The following is a 15,993-nucleotide window of genomic DNA, read 5'->3' as shown; positions in this document are numbered from 1 at the left end:
TCTCGGTCGGTTCGAGCTAGCGGCGGTCAGAACGTGTCCTGGGTGGTGAACCCGACAGCGGAGGCCGCTGCCAGGGAGTAGGTGTCGGTGTCGGTCGTCGTCTCGGCTGCGCTCACGGTCGCCGTGGTCCCGAAGCCGGGCAGCGGCAGGTCAGGATTGGCCACGCCGAGGACGATGCCGAGCACCGCGGCGGCGGCGAGGCCGGCGGCCGGGCGCCACAGACCGACCCAGCCGGCGATCAGGTCCAGCAGCGGGTTGCCGCGGTCGGGGATCTCCTTCAGCGCCACCCGCAGGGTCGGGTTCGGCCGGGGCGCCGGCAGGCTGTCGAGCATCAGGTCCAGATGGCGCGCCTCCTCGGCGGCGCGGGCCAGATCCCGGTCGCCGGACAGCAGGGCCACCGCCGCTTCGCGCTCGCGCTCCGGCCAGCGGGCGGGGTCGCCGCCATAGGCGTCCACAAGGGCGAGGACCCGGGACTTGGTCATGGTGCTCTGTGTCATCGGGCTTCTCCCAACAGTTCGGCGCGCCGGTCGGACAGGGCATGGCGCAGGGATCGCCGGCCCCGGGCCAGAAGGGATTCGAGGGCTTCCACCGAGATCTCCAACGCGGCGGAGGCGTCGGCCCCGGAGAGACCTTCGTAGTGGACCAGCACGATCGCGGCGCGCTGGCGTTCGGGCAGGGCGTCCAGGGCGGCGCGCACCGTGTCGGCGGTCGCCGCGTCCTCCAGGCCGCGATCGGGAGCGGGGCCGCTGTCGGTCAGGGTCACGTCCTCCGGATCCACGGTCGGTTTGAGCCGGCGCAGCCGGTCGAGGGCGGCGTTGCGGGCGACCCGGTAGAGCCAGGTCGAGACCCGCGCCTGGGGCGTCCAGTCGCCGGCCTTGCGCCACAGCGAGAGATAGGTGTCCTGCACCACGTCCTCCGCCGCCGCCCGGTCGCCCAGCATGCGCTGGGCGAAGCCGAGCAGCCGGTCCGCATGGCGGTCCACCAGCAGGCGGAAAGCGGCCGAATCACCGTCGGCGACCCGCGGCATGAGCGCCGCATCCGGGTCCTCCTGGGTCTGATCCGTCAAACTGCCGCCTCCCGTGCTGGGGTCAGGGGTCGAGGACGCGTATCCTACTTCTTCGGGGCGCCGTGGTGCGGCGGCTTTGCCGATTTGATGTCCTCGGCGGTGACGATGCCGTCGCCGTCCCGGTCGAGCATCATGAACAGGCCGGCCTCGCGGGCGGGCAGTTCGGACGCGCCGATCATGCCGTCGCCGTCGATGTCGAACCAGGCCACCATGCGCTCCAGGTTGCCGTCGCGCTTCTTGCCGAAGCCCATGGACCGCAACTCGTCCACGCTCAGCTTGCCGTCGCCGTCGGCGTCGGCGGCGGTGAACTTGGCGACCCGGTAGGCCCGCAGGTCGGCGGCGTTCACCCGGCCGTCCTTGTCGGTGTCGACCTCGTTGAACTTCTCCATCATGCGCTCCTGCATCCGGGCGAAGTCCGGGCCCTTCCGGCCGGCACCGTCGGACCCGGACGCGGTGGCGAGGGTCGGGACGATCACCGCCGTGCCGAGAGCCGCGGCAAGGGCGAGGGCTTTGATACGGGTGGTCATCTTCGGTATCTCCGTGAGGGGGGCTGATTTGGGGATCAGGTGGCCACCTGTACTTCCCTCAACGGGCCCTGCCGGGAATTCCGTCGCACATTGTTTACAGGCCTTTGACGGCCCGTCGCGAACCGCTACCGTAGCGCGCGAAAACGAGAAGCCGGTCAGACGGAGGAAACCATGGCGGCGAAGCAGAACAAGGTGATCATCACGTGTGCGGTGACCGGGTCGATCCACACCCCGACCATGAGCCCGCACCTGCCGATCACCGCCGACGAGGTCGCCCAGCAGGCCATCGACGCGGCCGAGGCCGGCGCCTCCATCCTGCACCTGCACGCCCGCAATCCCGACGGCAGCCCGACGCCCGATCCCAAGGCGTTCATGGAGTTCCTGCCGCGCATCAAGCAGAACTCCGACGCGGTGGTGAACATCACCACCGGCGGCGGTCACGGCATGACCCTGGAGGAGCGTCTGGCGGCGGCCGTGGCGGCCAGCCCGGAGATGACCTCGCTGAACATGGGCTCGATGAATTTCGGCCTGTTCCCGATCCTGGACAAGATGAAGGACTTCCAGCACGAGTGGGAGCCGAAGTTCCTGGAGAACAGCCGGGACTTCATTTTCCGGAACACCTTCAAAGACATCGAGTACGTCCTTAAGGAGCTGGGAGAAGGCCACGGCGTGAAGTTCGAGTACGAGTGCTACGATGTCGGCCACCTGTACAACCTGGCCCATTTCCTCGACCGCGGCCTGGTGAAGCCGCCGCTCTTCGTGCAGACGATCTTCGGCATCCTGGGCGGCATCGGCGCCGATCCGGAGAACCTGATGTTCATGAAGCGCACCGCCGACAAGCTGTTCGGCGACCAGTACAACTGGTCGGTCCTGGCGGCCGGGCGTCACCAGATGAACTTCACCACCATGGCCGCGATCAACGGCGGCAACGTCCGCGTCGGCCTGGAGGACAGCCTGTTCATCGGCAAGGGCCAGATGGCCAAGTCCAACGCCGAGCAGGTCGCCAAGATCCGCCGCATCATCGAGGAACTGAGCCTGGAAGTCGCCACCCCGACGGAGGCCCGCGAGATGCTGGCGCTCAAGGGCGGCGACATGGTGAACTTCTGATCGGCTGAGCGCAGATGCCGACCCTCAACATCACGGGCAAGACGGCCGTCTACGGCATTCTTGCCCATCCCACCGACCATGTGCGGGCGCCGCAGGTGTTCAACGCGGCCTATGAGGCGGCGGGGATCGACGCGGTGCTGGTGCCGCTCGACGTGACGCCGGAGAACCTGGCCACCGTCGTCGCCGCGCTCAAGGTCACCCGCAACTTCCACGGCCTCACCGTCACGGTGCCGCATAAGGTGGCGGTGGCCGAGCTGTGCGACGAACTCGCCCCCGGCGGCGCGCGGGTCGGTTCGGTCAACGCCATCCGCTTCACCGAGGACGGCCGCATGCTGGGCGACAATTTCGACGGCAAGGGCTACGTCACCGGCATGCAGAAGGCCGGGTTCGACTTCACCGGCAGACGTGTCCTGCAGCTCGGCGCCGGCGGGGCAGGGATGTCGATCGCCTTCTCCGTGGCCGAGGCAGGGGCGGCGGAGATCGCCATCGCCAACCGCACGGTGTCCAAGGCCGAGGCCCTGGGCAAGCGGGTCAACACGGCCTTCCCGACCACCAAGGTCACCGGCGTGGCGGCAGACGCGGATCCGGCAGGCTATGACGTGGTGATCAACACCACCTCGCTCGGCCTGCATGACGGCGACGCTCTGCCGGTCGACGTCTCAAAACTCAGCCCCGGCACCGCGGTCAGCGAGATCATCATGACCCCGGTCCATACCGAACTGCTGAAACAGGCGGAGGCCAAGGGGCATCCCATCTATTTCGGCAAGCCGATGCTGGACGAGCAGATCAAGCTGATCGGTGCCTTCATGGGCTGTCCGCTGCCCGAGTGAGGGCGGCGGATGGCACCCGGTAGCGGGAAGCGATTTTATTGAAGCCTGTCAGGCATTAAACCGCTTCCCTGCTTTCCGGTTCTGATCGGTTGCGACCTCTTGGCAGTCTCCCATCTCTTTGCGAGTCCGCATGGGGCGAGCCCGAACGGGCGCCGCCAGGAAGGGAGAGCCCGCGATGACCGATCAGCCCATCCATGTGATCCACGAGAACCCGGAATGGCTGCCGCCCTTCGCACGTGCCTTCGAAAAGCGCGGCGAGGCCTTCGTCGATCTCGACCTGTCCGACGGCGCCATCGATCTCGCCGCCGAGCCGCCGGCGGGCCTGTTCTACAACCGCATGAGCGCGTCGGCCCATAGCCGCGGCCACCGCTACTCCCCGGAATATGCCGCGGCGGTCATCGCCTGGCTGGAGGCCCATGGCCGGCCGGTGATCAACGGCTCGGGTGCGATCTCCCTGGAGGTCAACAAGGCGGCCCAGCTCGCCCAGCTCAAGCGCGCCGGCGTGCCGGTGCCGCGTACCGTCGCCGCCCTGGGCGACGCCAAGGTGGCCGAAGCGGCCAGGCTCTGGGGCGAGGGGCCGGTCATCGTGAAGCCGAACCGGGGCGGCAAGGGCCTCGGCATTCAGCTTTTCGAGGACGCGCGCGAGGTGGTCGAGCGGGCCGCCGCCGGCACCCTGCAGGGCTCGATCGACGGCATCACCCTGCTGCAGGACTATATCGCCACGTCAGACGGCAGCGTCACCCGGGCCGAGTTCATCGGCGGCAAGCTGTTCTACGCCGTGCGCATCGATACCGGCGGCACCTTCGAGCTGTGCCCGGCCGATGTCTGCGCGCCGGACGAGGCGGAAGCCACGGGCGGTCCGGTCTTCACCGTGGTGGAGAACGCGCTGGAGAAGGACTTCCAGGCATCCATCGAGCGTTTCCTGGCCGAGGCCCGCATCGACATCGCCGGCGTCGAGTTCGCCCGCGACGCCCAGGGCCGGCCCTTCGTCTACGACGTGAACACCAACACCAACTACAATCCGGACGCCGAGGCCGCCGCCGGCGTGTCGGCGCCGCAGGCCCTGGTCGACTACCTGATCCGCGAGCGCAACCGCCGCCTCTCGGCGCCGAAGGTAGCTGCCCGCCGATAGGCGCTAACACGCCCCATCGGACGATCGCGAAGACCGCCGACGCCTGACCTGGACCCGGGTCGGGCGTTCTGCGTGTTCAGGCAGCGTTTTCCACAGGAAATCAGCAGGTTGTGCGAGAATCCGATCCGGGCGATTCGCGAATCGTGCTATGGAAATCGCGCCCCGATTCCGCTTCGGAATCGCTTCGGCATGGGGGCAGGGATGCCAACGAGTCGCGGCGAATCAACAAATTCTGGTGTTATCCACAGCATTCTGCGCGAGATCTTGTGAACGCGCTTGTGGGATAACCCCAGATCCCGTAGCCTCTTGCCAGTTAGCCACTAAATGTGGGTGAAACGAGTCGGGTCCGACCGTTCGCCCTGGACCGGCCGGCAAGGAGGCAGAAATGGGCGACAATTCGCAGAGCGTGTGGACCGACGACCGCCTGGAGCAGCTCAAGGCACTGTGGGGCGAGGGGCTGTCGATCACCCAGATCGGCCTGAAACTCGGCGTGTCGCGCAATGCCGTCGTCGGCAAGGTGCACCGCATGGGCCTGCCGAAGCGCCAGTCGCCGATCGTGCGCAGCGCCAATCCGAAGCATGACGACCGCCCGATCCAGCGCCGCCGCGCCGTGCCGCTGACCCTGGAGCAGTGGGACCGCAACACCTGCTCCTGGCCGATCGGGGATCCGAAGACCGACAATTTCAGCTTCTGCGGCTCCACCGTCGAGCCGGGCCGGCCGTACTGCGCCCATCACTGCGCCGTCGCCTATACCTCGGTGCGCGAGAAGGACACGAGCAGCGCCGCCTGACCCGAGCAGGCGTTCGCTTTGGCGGCCCTTCTTCCCGGCGACGGGGAGGAGGGCCGTTTGCTTTTCAGGGGCGTACGAAGACCAGGAAGAAGACGATGCCCGAGACCACGTGCAGCGGCTGCAGCATCAGCACGGGGTAGGGCATCCGCCCGGTCAGCCGCCGCACCGCCGGAATGCCGTAGAACACCGCCGCCGACAGGGCGGAGACCGCGATCGCGACGATCGGAAAGCCGAGCAGGTAGACCGTCAGGTATCCCATGGCCGAGGTGTCGCCGAACCGGCCTTCCCAGAAGACCGGGGCGATCTGCGCCAGCATCGCGGCAAGGACGACGGCCAGGAACAGGACCAGCGAGCGCCAGAAGGCGGCGTAGATCGGATCCTGGCCGTCATTGACCCACATGGGAGGCCCCTCAGGCCGGTGCCGGATCAGGCGGCGGCCGCCGCCTCGATGCCGGCATCCTCGGGCATGCCGAGCAGCAGGTTCATGTTCTGCACCGCCGCGCCCGACGCGCCCTTGCCCAGGTTGTCCAGGCGCGCGGTGATCACGGCCCGGCCGGTCTTGGCATCGGAGAACACGAAGATCTCCAGCATGTTGGTGCCGTTCAGCGCCTGCGGATCGAGCTCCTTCAGCCCCTCGGCCTCGCCCATCGGCGCCACGCGCACGAAGCGGGTGTCGGCGTAATGGGCCAGCAGGATCTCGTGGATCGCCGCCGCGCTCGGCCCGCCCTCGATCGACCACAGGGCCAGCGGCACGCTGACCAGCATGCCCTGGGCGTAGTTCGCCACCGACGGCTGGAAGATCGGCGGATGGGCGAGACCCGACCACTGGGTCATCTCCGGCACGTGCTTGTGGTTCAGGGTCAGGCCGTACTGCCAGAACGGATCGGGCTTGTAGCCCGTCTCGCCCTCGGCCTCGTAGCGGGCGATCAGCGACTTGCCGCCGCCGGTATAGCCGGAGACCGCGTTGACCGTGACCGGATAGTCGACCGGCAGCAGTCCGGCGCCGACCAGCGGCGCCAGGATGGCGATGGCGCCGGTCGGATAGCAGCCCGGGTTGGAGATCCGCTTGGCGCCGATCACCGCGTCGCGCTGGCCGGTCCGGAACTCGGGAAAGCCGTAGACCCAGCCCTCGGCGGTGCGGTGGGCGGTGGAGGCGTCGATCAGCTTGACGTTCGCGCCTTCGGCCAGGGCCGCCGCTTCCTTGGCGGCGTCGTCCGGCAGGCACAGGATCGCCACGTCGGCGGCGTGCAGCGCGTCGCGCCGCGCCTTGGCGTCCTTGCGCTCGGCGTCGGTCAGGGAAATCAGCTCGATGTCACGACGCGCGACCAGGCGCTCACGGATCTGCAGACCCGTCGTACCCGCTTCGCCGTCGATGAACACCCGTGCCGATCCCATGATCGCCTCCTTTGTTTTCGGGAGGCGCACCATACAGGAAAGCCGGGGCCAAGGGGTAGGGGCCTTTGCCGGCGGAACTTGTGAGGGTGAGTACGTCTGGATTTGAGTGGACTGCGGCCATGCGCTGGGTCCCGGCCGGCCTCCGGGTCAAGCCCGGAGTCCGCCGGGATGACGGCCATCAATGAATGAAAAGCTCGTCATCCCGGACGGCCCCGGACCCGAGCCGGGGACGGTCCGGGATCCTGGCTCCAGCGCCCCCACCCTCGCAACTCGGATGGGCCTATTTCAGCCCGCGCACGATGTTGAACGGCGAGAAGGCCTGGGCGCCGGCCATGATCTCGATCCGGTTCACGTTGATGTTCTTCGGCCGCGTCGCCGCCCAGAACACGGCGTCGGCCACGTCCTCCGGCTTGATCGGGTCGACGTCGTCATAGACCGCGGAGGCCTTGTCCTTGTCGCCCTTGAAGCGGACCTCGGAGAACTCGGTCTCGGCCAGGCCCGGCTCGATATCGGTCACGTGGATGTTCTTGCCGACGAGATCGGCGCGCAGGTTGAGGGAGAACTGGCGCACGAAGGCCTTGGTGGCGCCGTAGACGTTGCCGCCGGGATAGGGCCAGTAGCCGGCGATCGAGCCGATATTGACCACATGGCCGTAGCCGTTCGCCACCATCTGCGGCAGCAGGGTGCGGGTGCAGTACAGCAGGCCCTTGATGTTGGTGTCGACCATGAGCTCCCAGTCGTCCAGCGACACCTCGTCGGCACCTTCCAGGCCGACCGCCAGGCCGGCATTGTTCACCAGCACGTCGATCGGGGTGAAGGCGGCGGGCAGGGCGTCCACGGCGGCGGCCACCGCGTTGCGGTCGCGCACGTCGAGCACGATGCTGTGGCAGGGATTGGTCAGCTCCTTCTTCAAGGCCTCCAGACGCTCGCCGCGCCGGCCCGAGATCACGGTCTGCCAACCCTCGGCGTCGAACCGCTTGGCGGTCGCCCGGCCGAAGCCGCTGGTCGCTCCGGTGATGAATGCCGTCTTCGCCATTCTGTCCTCCTTCAGTATTTGATATCAGCGATTTGCGAATCGTTATTCGAGTCGTCTGTCAGGGTTTCTCGGCCCGTTTGGCGCGCTGCCAGTGGCGTTCCATCTGCTCCAGGCCGACGGTCTGGATCGGCGTTCCCTCGGCCGCCAGGCCGTCCTCCATGAAGCGGAACCGCCGCTCGAACTTGGCGTTGCAGCGGCGCAGGGCGGTCTCCGGGTCGATGTCGAGGCGCCGGGCCAGGTTGACCACGGTGAACAGCAGGTCGCCGACCTCGTCCTCGATCCGCTCGCGGTCGTCGCTCTCGGCCCCGGTGACCTCGGCCCGCAGCTCGCCCAGCTCCTCCTCGATCTTGTCGAACACGCCGTCGATGCCCGGCCAGTCGAACCCGGCGCGCACGGCACGGTTCTGCAGCTTGAGGGAGCGCATCAGCGCGGGCAGGGCGCTCGACACCCCGTCCAGGACGGACGCGGTACGGTTCTCGGCCGCCGCCTTGGCCGCCCGTTCGGCGGCCTTCTGTTTCTCCCAGGCGTCGGTCTGGGCCTTGGCGTCCTCCACGCTGGCGCCGCCGAAGACATGGGGATGGCGGCGGACCATCTTGTCGGAGATGCCGCGGGCCACGTCTTCGAAGGAGAAGGCGCCGTCCTCGGGTGCCAGCTCGCGGGCCATCTGGGCGTGATAGACCACCTGCAGCAGCAGATCGCCCAGCTCGTCGCGCAGGGCGTTCCGGTCGCCCAGCGTGATCGCCTCGGCGACCTCGTAGGCTTCCTCGATCGTATAGGGCGCGATCGTCTCGAAGGTCTGCTCCAGATCCCAGGGGCAGCCGCCGTCGGGATCGCGCAGCTTCGCCATGATCGCGATGAGGCGGTCGATCGCCGGTTCGTCGGGCAGGGCCGCAAGGGCGGCGGCGGTATCGGGTGTGGGGGCGCTGTCCGTCATGTCGGCGCGAGACTAACGATGCAGCGCGGCGGTGGAAAGACGGGTGTGTGTGCCGCCCTTCGACACGTCGCTGCGCTCCTGCTCAGGATGAAGTTGGTGGGAATGCCATTGGTCGTTGGTTCGAGCGAGTTCGAATACCGATCCGAGATGACGTCGTCTGATATCTCTATGAAATGACGTCATCCTGAGCAGGAGCAAAGCGACGTGTCGAAGGGCAGTGCGTGAACTCGGTGACAGGGGACGGGTGGGCCTGATGCCACGCGCTACCCTGGGCCTCGATCGATAACGCGCATAATGTATATTATGGGAAATATGAGATGCTTCATTCACAGGCTCTTACCCGACCTCCCGTGTCGATTCCCATGCCCCCGATCAAACCCGAGACACCGCCGCAACACGGTCCGACGGATGTCCCGGCCCGATTCCGGAGCTGTCGGTGGATCCGGCTCGAACACGGCCGCTGTCTGAGTAGCCTCCCAGACGCGCCAAAATAAGCCGCCAGAACACCCAGCTTGCTGCGTTGGCAGCCCGGTCCAGACGATCCGGCCCATACTTCGTTCGCGCACTATTTTTAGGGATAAGATATAATCGCGTCGTTACGCGTGCTTTCGCTCAACTTTGGAGCAGCGGTTAACCGTCGCATGGCACCATCTCCGCTCGCGGCTTAAACGCTGTTCTATCGAGACGCGCCGTGCGGGAGGCGGCGTGGTTCAGTCAGGAATGCGGACATCAGGACGACTGGGCCGGACGACGAGGATCGGCAACGTTTTTCTTGGAGGCGTCGGCGGGCGCCCCGAAGTGAACCGTTCCGACTGCGTCTCCAGAGGCCTGCGATGAATTCCCAGCCGAAGCTCACCCGACTTGCCGCCCCTTCGGACAGCAAGGCCAGCACTTCCGATGCCACCGATCCGGGCCAGATCATCCGGCTGAGCGAGGAAGTCGCCCGCATCAGCCGTGAGAAGATCACCGAGATCCAGTCGATCACCGGCCGAACGCGCATCCTGGCCCTGAACGCTCTGATCGAGAGCGCCCGGGTCGGCGAACTCGGCCGCGGTTTCGCCGTCGTTGCCGGCGAGGTCAAGGGCGTGTCCACCGAGATCGCCGCCATCGCCGACGCCCTGGTGGAGGAACTGTCGGAGAAGACCACCCTGCTGGAGACCATCGGCCGCTCGGTCGTCGATCACCTCACCGGCCAACGCCTGGTCGACCTGGCGCTCAACGCCATCGAGCTGATCGACCGGAACCTGTACGAGCGCACCTGCGACGTGCGCTGGTGGGCGACCGACAGCGCGGTGGTCGACTGCCTGCAGGAGCCGAGCGACGAGATCGTGCGCCACGCCTCCCAGCGGCTCGGCGTGATCCTGGACGCCTATACCGTCTATCTCGATCTCTGGATCGCCGACGCGAACGGCCGGGTCGTCGCCAACGGCCGGCCCGACCGCTACAAGGTCGCCGGCGCCGACGTCTCCCGCGAGCCCTGGTTCCGCGAGGCGATGCAGACATCGACCGGCGACGACTACGTGGTCGCCGATATCGCCACCAACCCGCATCTCGGCCACAAGCCGGTGGCGACCTATGCCGCCGCGATCCGCCAGGACGCCAAGCATAACGGCCGTCCGCTCGGCGTGCTCGGCATCCATTTCGACTGGGGACCGCAGGCCGACACGATCGTCCAAGGCGTGCGCCTGTCGAACGCGGAAAAGGCGACCACCCGGGTGATGCTGGTCGACGCCAAGAACCGCATCATCGCCGATGCCGGCCATGGCAGCGGAAGCAGCACGAGTTTCGAGTTGCGCACCGGCGGCCAGGCCTCGGGCACCTACCACACGCCGGAGGGTGCTACGGTCGGCTTTCACCGCACGCCGGGATACGAGACCTATGCCGGGCTCGGCTGGTACGGGGTGCTGGTGCGGTCGTCATGACGTGATCGGTCGGAACGCCGACGATCTGCTTGGGGAGCACATAGCGCTGGCGGCGGTAGGCGACGGTGACGTTTTCGGCGTGGTGGGCCAGTTCCGCGGCGATCTCCAGGGCGCTGATCGAACAGCCGGCGACCAGGACCGAGGCCCGCTGCCAATCGGCAGGTCCGCGATAGGCGTTGGTATGACGCATCCCCAGCGTTCCGCTGAACCCGTCGAGCCCCGGAATGTCCGGCGTCTCGGCCTTGATCTGGCGGCCGGTTGCGACGATCACCCGGTCGAACCGGGCGCTCTCGCTTCCCTGCTCACCGGACCAGTCCAGGCGCCAGCCGCCCTCCTCCCGCGCCAGGCCCTCCACCCGGCAGCCGAAGCGGATGGCGTCGCGCAGGTCGAACCGGTCCGCATAGGCCTGCAGATACGCATGCATCTGCTCGCGGGTGGGATAGACGGCCGTGCCCTCGGGATGGTTCAGGTCGGAGAAGGCGGTCATCACCCGGCTGGTGTTGGTCCGCATGCCGGGCCAGGTGGCGGTGTACGGACCGACCGGGTTCCACTGGCCGCCCAGGTCGTCCCCGGCCTCGAACAGGACGGGGGTCAGACCCTTGGCCTTGAGCCACCGGGCGGTGGACAACCCGGCCGGGCCGGCGCCGATGATTGCGACGGCAGTCGATTGGTCGGCGGATGGCATGCTGGGTCTCCCGAATGCGCAGGCCAAGGCCATACCATCATTCCGGGATTAGCGTCTCGCGCTATTCGACTCTTCGCGCCGATCAGGTCTTCGCGCCGATCAGGGCCGGTCACTCCGACGGCGTCGGGCTCTTGTAGTCGATCTGCGCCGCGGCACAGCGGCCCTCCTTGTCGACCATGGCGCGCAGCACGGTGCGCTGGTCGCTGTCGGCAAAGACCTTGGAGAAGCGGATGGTCTGATCGGCGGTGCGCAGGAACACCCGGTGCTGGCGGCAGACCGCCATGAGGTCCTTCAGAAAGGCGCGTGCCTCGTCGCGGGTCATCACGTTCTTCTGGTGATCCTTGGCGAGGTCGCCCAGGAGCTTGGGATCAATCATGACGGGACGCCGCTCCGTTTTCGCGATACGATTCGTCTGCAACCAGTGTAGGTCGGCCATGACCAGGGTAGCACTCGAACGCGCGCTTAAGAAACCGGGCCGCATTCTGACCTGGCACGCGGGCGCCGGCTGCCGCAGCCACAAGACCTCGGCCCGCGAGGACTACTACACGGTCATCCCCCCTCACCTCGCCGCCTTCGTGCATGGTTTCGGTTCGCACACGACCGAGCCGGACGTGCTGGAGCTGTTCCTGGAGGAGATGCTGATCGACCTCGCCGTGCTCGAGGCCGAGATGGAGGAGATGGCCCGCGACGACCCGCTGATCCCACGGATCCCTGAGGGCGGCGGACCGGTGCTGTTCGAGGTGCGGGGCTATTTCCAGGGCTGCCTGGAGTTCTACGTGACCCAGCGGGTCCTGGCCCGCACCGACCCGTTCCGCCCGGAGCCCGAGCCGCGCTGGCTGATCCTGGCGAGTCCGCATATCCGTCTGCCGGCCCGCTGTGCCGCCGCCTTCGACGAACTGCTCGACCGCTGTGAATCCGTGGCCGCGCGGCACGACCTGGTGCTGGACATGGAGCGGGTGCGCGACGGCTTCCGCACGATGCTCCGCCGGCGGCCGGGGCACCGGCCCGAGCGGCCGGCGGCGCTGAGCGAGGACGCGGTGCCGGAGAGTGTGTGGCGGTAGGGCGCTTGGCCGGCCTTTTTCCGTCATCCTGATGGAAATCAGGATCAAGCATCCGACGCTCGTTCTCGGTCCCGGCCCGCCCCCAGATCAGTCCCGGATTAAATCCGGGACGGGGTCGTCCGGGATGACGTCGAATTTATTTGCTACTCACCCGTCATCCCGGCGAGCTCCGGGCTCGACCCGGAGGTCGGCCGGGACCCAGCCCTAGGAGGCGTCTGTGGCTCGGTCCTGACTGTCGTCAGGACGACGGCGAGTGAGTGGAGGAGGCAGACTTCGCCACACTGGCGACGCCTCTACATCTCCACCACCAGCCCATCATACCCCGGCTCGACCCCCGGCGGGCATTTCGCCAGGGTCCTGGCATAGTCCAGCCGCCCGTTCATATGGGTCAGATAGGCCCGTTTCGGCGCCACGCGGGCGATCCAGCTTGTGGCCTGGGCAAGAGACGCGTGGGCCCCGCTCTCCTCCTCGCGCAGGCAGTCGACGATCCACAGCTCCAGCCCGAAACCCGCCAGCCGGTCGAGCTGCGCCTCGGTCAGCACGGCGACGTCGGTGGAATACGCCACACGGCCGTCGAAGACGAAGCCCAGGCTCTCGCCGGAGACGCCATGATCCTGGCGCATCACCTCGACCGACATGCCGGCGATCTCGTAGACCCCCTCGTCGATATCGTGGCGCTCCAGCGGTGGCACGAAATGCGGCGGCGAGGTCGGGGCCGGCTCCACCATATAGCCGAACCGGGCCATCAGATCCCGCCAGGTCGCCGCGTCGGCATAGGTGGCGATCCGTTCCCGCGTGGTCCAGAACAGCGGCCGCAGGTCGTCCATGCCGTGGGTGTGGTCGGCATGCATATGGGTGAAGAGCAGCGCGTCGATGCTGTCCACCTGGGCGTCCAGCAGCTGTTCGCGCAGGTCGGGCGAGGCATCGACGAGGATGCGGCGCCCGTCCTTCTCCACGAGGATGGAGCAGCGGCGGCGGCGGTTCTTCGGCTCGGACGGGTCGCACTGGCCCCAGCCGCCGCTCAGGCTCGGCACGCCGACCGAGGCCCCGCACCCGAGCATGGTGACCTTCATGCGGCTTGCCCAAATCCTTCAGGTGCAGGCACCCGGTTGAACAGGCGCAGGAAGTTCTGCGTGGTGATCCGCGCGCTCTCCGCCTCGTCCAGCCCCTTGGTCTCGGCCACCACCCGGTGGGTATGGACCACATAGGCCGGCTCGTTACGCTTGCCGCGATGGGGCGGCGGGGCGAGGAACGGCGCGTCGGTCTCCACCAGCAGCCTGTCGGCGGGCAGGTCGGCGACGATGTCGCGGATGTCCTGGCTCTTCTTGAAGGTCACGATGCCGGACAGCGACACGTAGAAGCCGATATCGACGGCCCGCATCGCCAGGTCGCGGCCGCCGGAGAAGCAGTGCAGGACGCCGGTGAACGGCCCCCTGGCATATTCCTCCTCCAGGATCGCCGCGGTGTCTTCGTCGGCGTCGCGGGTATGGACGATCAGCGGCAGGCCGGTCTCGCGCGCGGCGGCGATATGGGCGCGGAAGCCCTCCGCCTGGGCGTCGCGAGGACTGTTGTCGTAGAAATAGTCGAGCCCGCATTCGCCGATCGCCACGACCTTGTCGTAGCTCCGGGCCAGGGCGACGATCTCCTCGGCCGGGATGTCCCGCTCCTCGCCCGCCTGATGCGGGTGGGTGCCGACCGAGCAGTAGACCTGCGGGAACCGCTCGGAGATGGCGCGGATCTTCGCGAACCGCCGGATGCGGGTGCAGATCGTCACCATCCGGGCGATGCCGGCGCGCTCGGCCCGGGCGACGACTTCGTCCAGCTCCGGGGCGAAGTCGTCAAAATCCAGATGGCAGTGACTGTCGACGAGCGTTGGGACAGTCGTGTCGGTCATGCCGAGGCCTCCTCCGGCGCGACCCAACGCGGGAACACGCCCTCCGGCTTCGGCAGCGGCGTGCCCGGCACCAGGCGGTGCTCGGGGGTCAGATGCGCAAAGGTCCGGGCCTCGGCCGGGATGGCGAGCTGGTCCAGCATCTTGGCGCAGGAGGTCGGCATCACCGGCTGCAGCAGCAATGCGGCGTGCCGGATCGTCTCCGCCAGGGTGTAGAGCACGGTGGCCATGCGCTCCGGGTCGATCTTGCGCAGCGCCCAGGGCGCCTGCTCGTCCACATAGCGGTTGGCCGCCCCCACCACCTCGAAGATCGCCTCCAGCCCCTTGTGGAAGGCCTGGACGTCGAAATGGCCGCGCACGGTGTCGAGCAGGCCGCCGGCGGCATTCAGCAGCGCCTCGTCCTCTGGCGCGAAGGCGCCGGGCGTCGGTACGGCGGCCCCGCAGTTCTTCGCCACCATGGACAGCACCCGCTGCGACAGGTTGCCGATGTCGTTGGCCAGCTCGGAGGTCATCCGGTTGGTCATGGAGCGGTGGTTGAAGTCGCCGTCATTGCCGAACGGCACGTCGCGCATCAGGAAATAGCGCACCTGATCGAGGCCGTAGGTCTCCACCAGCGCGATCGGGTCGATCACGTTGCCGAGCGACTTGGAGATCTTCTGGCCCTCGTTGGTCCACCAACCATGGGCGAAGACCCGCTTCGGCGGCTCCAGCCCGGCGCCCATCAGGAAGGCCGGCCAGTAGACCGCGTGGAAGCGCAGAATGTCCTTGCCGACCATGTGCACATCGGCCGGCCAGTACTTCGCATATTTGCCCGTGGTGTCGGGGAAGCCGGCGGCGGTGATGTAGTTGGTCAGCGCGTCGAGCCACACATACATGATGTGGTCCTCGTCGCCCGGCACCGGGATGCCCCATTTGAAGCTGGTGCGGCTGACCGACAGGTCCTTCAGGCCGCCCTTCACGAAGGAAATCACCTCGTTGCGGCGGCTCTCCGGGGCGATGAAGTCCGGGTTCGCCTCGTAGAAGGCGAGCAGCTTGTCCTGCCACTTGGACAGATCGAAGAAGTAGGACGGCTCCTCCACCCACTCCACCGGCGCGCCGGTCGGGGCGAGTTTCTGGCCGTCGACAGTCTTCACCTCGGTCTCGGTGTAGAACGCCTCGTCGCGCACCGAGTACCAGCCGGCATAGGCGCCGAGATAGATGTGCCCGTTGTCCTTCAGGCGGCGCCAGATCTCCTGGGTCGCCTTGACGTGGCGCGGCTCGGTGGTGCGGATGAAGTCGTCCTGGCTGAAGCCCATGAAATCCGCCAGGTCGCGGAAGTTCTGGCTCACCCTGTCGGTGAAGCTCTGCGGGTCGATGCCGGCCGCCTCGGCCGCCTTCTCCACCTTCTGGCCGTGCTCGTCGGTGCCCGTGAGAAACATCACGTCATAGCCGTCGAGCCGCTTGAACCGGGCCATCACGTCGCAGGCGAGCGTCGTGTAGGCATGGCCGATATGCGGCTTGTCGTTCACGTAGTAGATCGGCGTCGTGATGTAGAAGGTCGGGCTCATGGCCAAGTCTCCGCTGGGGCCCCGGAAGGAGGCGGCCCTTGGGTAACCCGCCACACCGGGCCGATCAAGG

Annotated in this window: 18 protein-coding genes; 6 read left to right on the top strand and 12 right to left on the bottom strand. The window is 67.5% G+C overall.

What is annotated here, in order from left to right:
- Window positions 1-26 precede the first annotated feature (26 nt).
- From ACOQOP_RS06745 to ACOQOP_RS06735, 3 genes are read right to left on the bottom strand one after another with little or no spacing between them, the layout of a single operon-like run.
- Window positions 27-497: a hypothetical protein gene (locus ACOQOP_RS06745; protein WP_420565557.1), complete on the bottom strand. Its 471-nt coding sequence runs from the start codon at window positions 495-497 to the stop codon at window positions 27-29.
- Entirely contained in the window at window positions 494-1,066 is a 573-nt protein-coding gene (locus ACOQOP_RS06740; RefSeq protein WP_420565556.1) for an RNA polymerase sigma factor, read from the bottom strand. The genes ACOQOP_RS06745 and ACOQOP_RS06740 overlap by 4 nt, the downstream gene beginning before the upstream one ends.
- 44 nt (window positions 1,067-1,110) lie before the next feature.
- Window positions 1,111-1,593: an EF-hand domain-containing protein gene (locus tag ACOQOP_RS06735; protein WP_420565555.1), complete on the bottom strand. Its 483-nt coding sequence runs from the start codon at window positions 1,591-1,593 to the stop codon at window positions 1,111-1,113.
- A 171-nt stretch (window positions 1,594-1,764) separates the two neighbouring features.
- Between ACOQOP_RS06735 and ACOQOP_RS06730 the strand changes: the two genes are divergently transcribed.
- The 4 genes from ACOQOP_RS06730 (at window position 1,765) to ACOQOP_RS06715 (ending at window position 5,452) form a co-directional block, all read left to right on the top strand.
- On the top strand, window positions 1,765-2,700 hold the full coding sequence (locus tag ACOQOP_RS06730) for a 3-keto-5-aminohexanoate cleavage protein (RefSeq protein ID WP_420565554.1): 936 nt from the start codon (window positions 1,765-1,767) through the stop codon (window positions 2,698-2,700).
- Between the two features lie 14 nt (window positions 2,701-2,714).
- Window positions 2,715-3,530 (top strand): shikimate dehydrogenase family protein, encoded by an 816-nt coding sequence (locus ACOQOP_RS06725; RefSeq protein WP_420565553.1) that lies wholly within the window; start codon window positions 2,715-2,717, stop codon window positions 3,528-3,530.
- Between the two features lie 175 nt (window positions 3,531-3,705).
- Window positions 3,706-4,662 (top strand): ATP-grasp domain-containing protein, encoded by a 957-nt coding sequence (locus tag ACOQOP_RS06720; RefSeq protein ID WP_420565552.1) that lies wholly within the window; start codon window positions 3,706-3,708, stop codon window positions 4,660-4,662.
- Between the two features lie 385 nt (window positions 4,663-5,047).
- Window positions 5,048-5,452 carry a GcrA family cell cycle regulator gene (locus ACOQOP_RS06715; RefSeq protein ID WP_420565551.1) on the top strand — a complete coding sequence of 135 codons (405 nt, stop codon included), beginning with the start codon at window positions 5,048-5,050 and terminating at the stop codon, window positions 5,450-5,452.
- 64 nt (window positions 5,453-5,516) lie between these two features.
- Here ACOQOP_RS06715 and ACOQOP_RS06710 read toward each other — a convergent pair whose 3' ends face one another.
- The 4 genes from ACOQOP_RS06710 to mazG form a co-directional block, all read right to left on the bottom strand.
- On the bottom strand, window positions 5,517-5,852 hold the full coding sequence (locus ACOQOP_RS06710; RefSeq protein WP_420565550.1) for a hypothetical protein: 336 nt from the start codon (window positions 5,850-5,852) through the stop codon (window positions 5,517-5,519).
- A 26-nt stretch (window positions 5,853-5,878) separates the two neighbouring features.
- A complete protein-coding gene (argC, locus tag ACOQOP_RS06705) occupies window positions 5,879-6,847 on the bottom strand; it encodes an N-acetyl-gamma-glutamyl-phosphate reductase (RefSeq protein ID WP_420565549.1) in 969 nt (322 codons plus the stop codon).
- A gap of 280 nt (window positions 6,848-7,127) precedes the next feature.
- The gene (locus tag ACOQOP_RS06700; protein WP_420565548.1) at window positions 7,128-7,883 is read right to left on the bottom strand and encodes an SDR family NAD(P)-dependent oxidoreductase; all 756 of its coding nucleotides are present in this window, start codon (window positions 7,881-7,883) and stop codon (window positions 7,128-7,130) included.
- Between the two features lie 58 nt (window positions 7,884-7,941).
- The gene (mazG, locus tag ACOQOP_RS06695; protein ID WP_420566521.1) at window positions 7,942-8,730 is read right to left on the bottom strand and encodes a nucleoside triphosphate pyrophosphohydrolase; all 789 of its coding nucleotides are present in this window, start codon (window positions 8,728-8,730) and stop codon (window positions 7,942-7,944) included.
- A gap of 920 nt (window positions 8,731-9,650) precedes the next feature.
- Between mazG and ACOQOP_RS06690 the strand changes: the two genes are divergently transcribed.
- Window positions 9,651-10,739: a methyl-accepting chemotaxis protein gene (locus ACOQOP_RS06690; RefSeq protein ID WP_420565547.1), complete on the top strand. Its 1,089-nt coding sequence runs from the start codon at window positions 9,651-9,653 to the stop codon at window positions 10,737-10,739.
- On the opposite strand, the gene ACOQOP_RS06685 is transcribed toward ACOQOP_RS06690, so the two are convergent.
- The gene (locus ACOQOP_RS06685; protein ID WP_420565546.1) at window positions 10,657-11,424 is read right to left on the bottom strand and encodes a flavin-containing monooxygenase; all 768 of its coding nucleotides are present in this window, start codon (window positions 11,422-11,424) and stop codon (window positions 10,657-10,659) included. The genes ACOQOP_RS06690 and ACOQOP_RS06685 overlap by 83 nt on opposite strands.
- A 109-nt stretch (window positions 11,425-11,533) precedes the next feature.
- The gene (locus tag ACOQOP_RS06680) at window positions 11,534-11,800 is read right to left on the bottom strand and encodes a hypothetical protein (RefSeq protein WP_420565545.1); all 267 of its coding nucleotides are present in this window, start codon (window positions 11,798-11,800) and stop codon (window positions 11,534-11,536) included.
- Between the two features lie 58 nt (window positions 11,801-11,858).
- Between ACOQOP_RS06680 and ACOQOP_RS06675 the strand changes: the two genes are divergently transcribed.
- The gene (locus tag ACOQOP_RS06675) at window positions 11,859-12,485 is read left to right on the top strand and encodes a hypothetical protein (protein WP_420565544.1); all 627 of its coding nucleotides are present in this window, start codon (window positions 11,859-11,861) and stop codon (window positions 12,483-12,485) included.
- A 293-nt stretch (window positions 12,486-12,778) separates the two neighbouring features.
- On the opposite strand, the gene ACOQOP_RS06670 is transcribed toward ACOQOP_RS06675, so the two are convergent.
- From ACOQOP_RS06670 to metG, 3 genes are read right to left on the bottom strand one after another with little or no spacing between them, the layout of a single operon-like run.
- The gene (locus ACOQOP_RS06670; RefSeq protein WP_420565543.1) at window positions 12,779-13,558 is read right to left on the bottom strand and encodes an MBL fold metallo-hydrolase; all 780 of its coding nucleotides are present in this window, start codon (window positions 13,556-13,558) and stop codon (window positions 12,779-12,781) included.
- Window positions 13,555-14,379 carry a TatD family hydrolase gene (locus tag ACOQOP_RS06665; RefSeq protein ID WP_420565542.1) on the bottom strand — a complete coding sequence of 275 codons (825 nt, stop codon included), beginning with the start codon at window positions 14,377-14,379 and terminating at the stop codon, window positions 13,555-13,557. The genes ACOQOP_RS06670 and ACOQOP_RS06665 overlap by 4 nt, the downstream gene beginning before the upstream one ends.
- A complete protein-coding gene (gene metG / locus ACOQOP_RS06660) occupies window positions 14,376-15,923 on the bottom strand; it encodes a methionine--tRNA ligase (protein WP_420565541.1) in 1,548 nt (515 codons plus the stop codon). Before metG ends, ACOQOP_RS06665 begins: the two co-directional genes overlap by 4 nt.
- Between the last annotated feature and the right edge of the window lie 70 nt (window positions 15,924-15,993).

Source organism: Thalassobaculum sp. (assembly GCF_965223715.1).
GTDB lineage: Bacteria > Pseudomonadota > Alphaproteobacteria > Thalassobaculales > Thalassobaculaceae > Thalassobaculum.
Note: the sequence above shows the minus strand (reverse complement) of the source record. Positions and strands in the feature narration are given on the sequence as shown.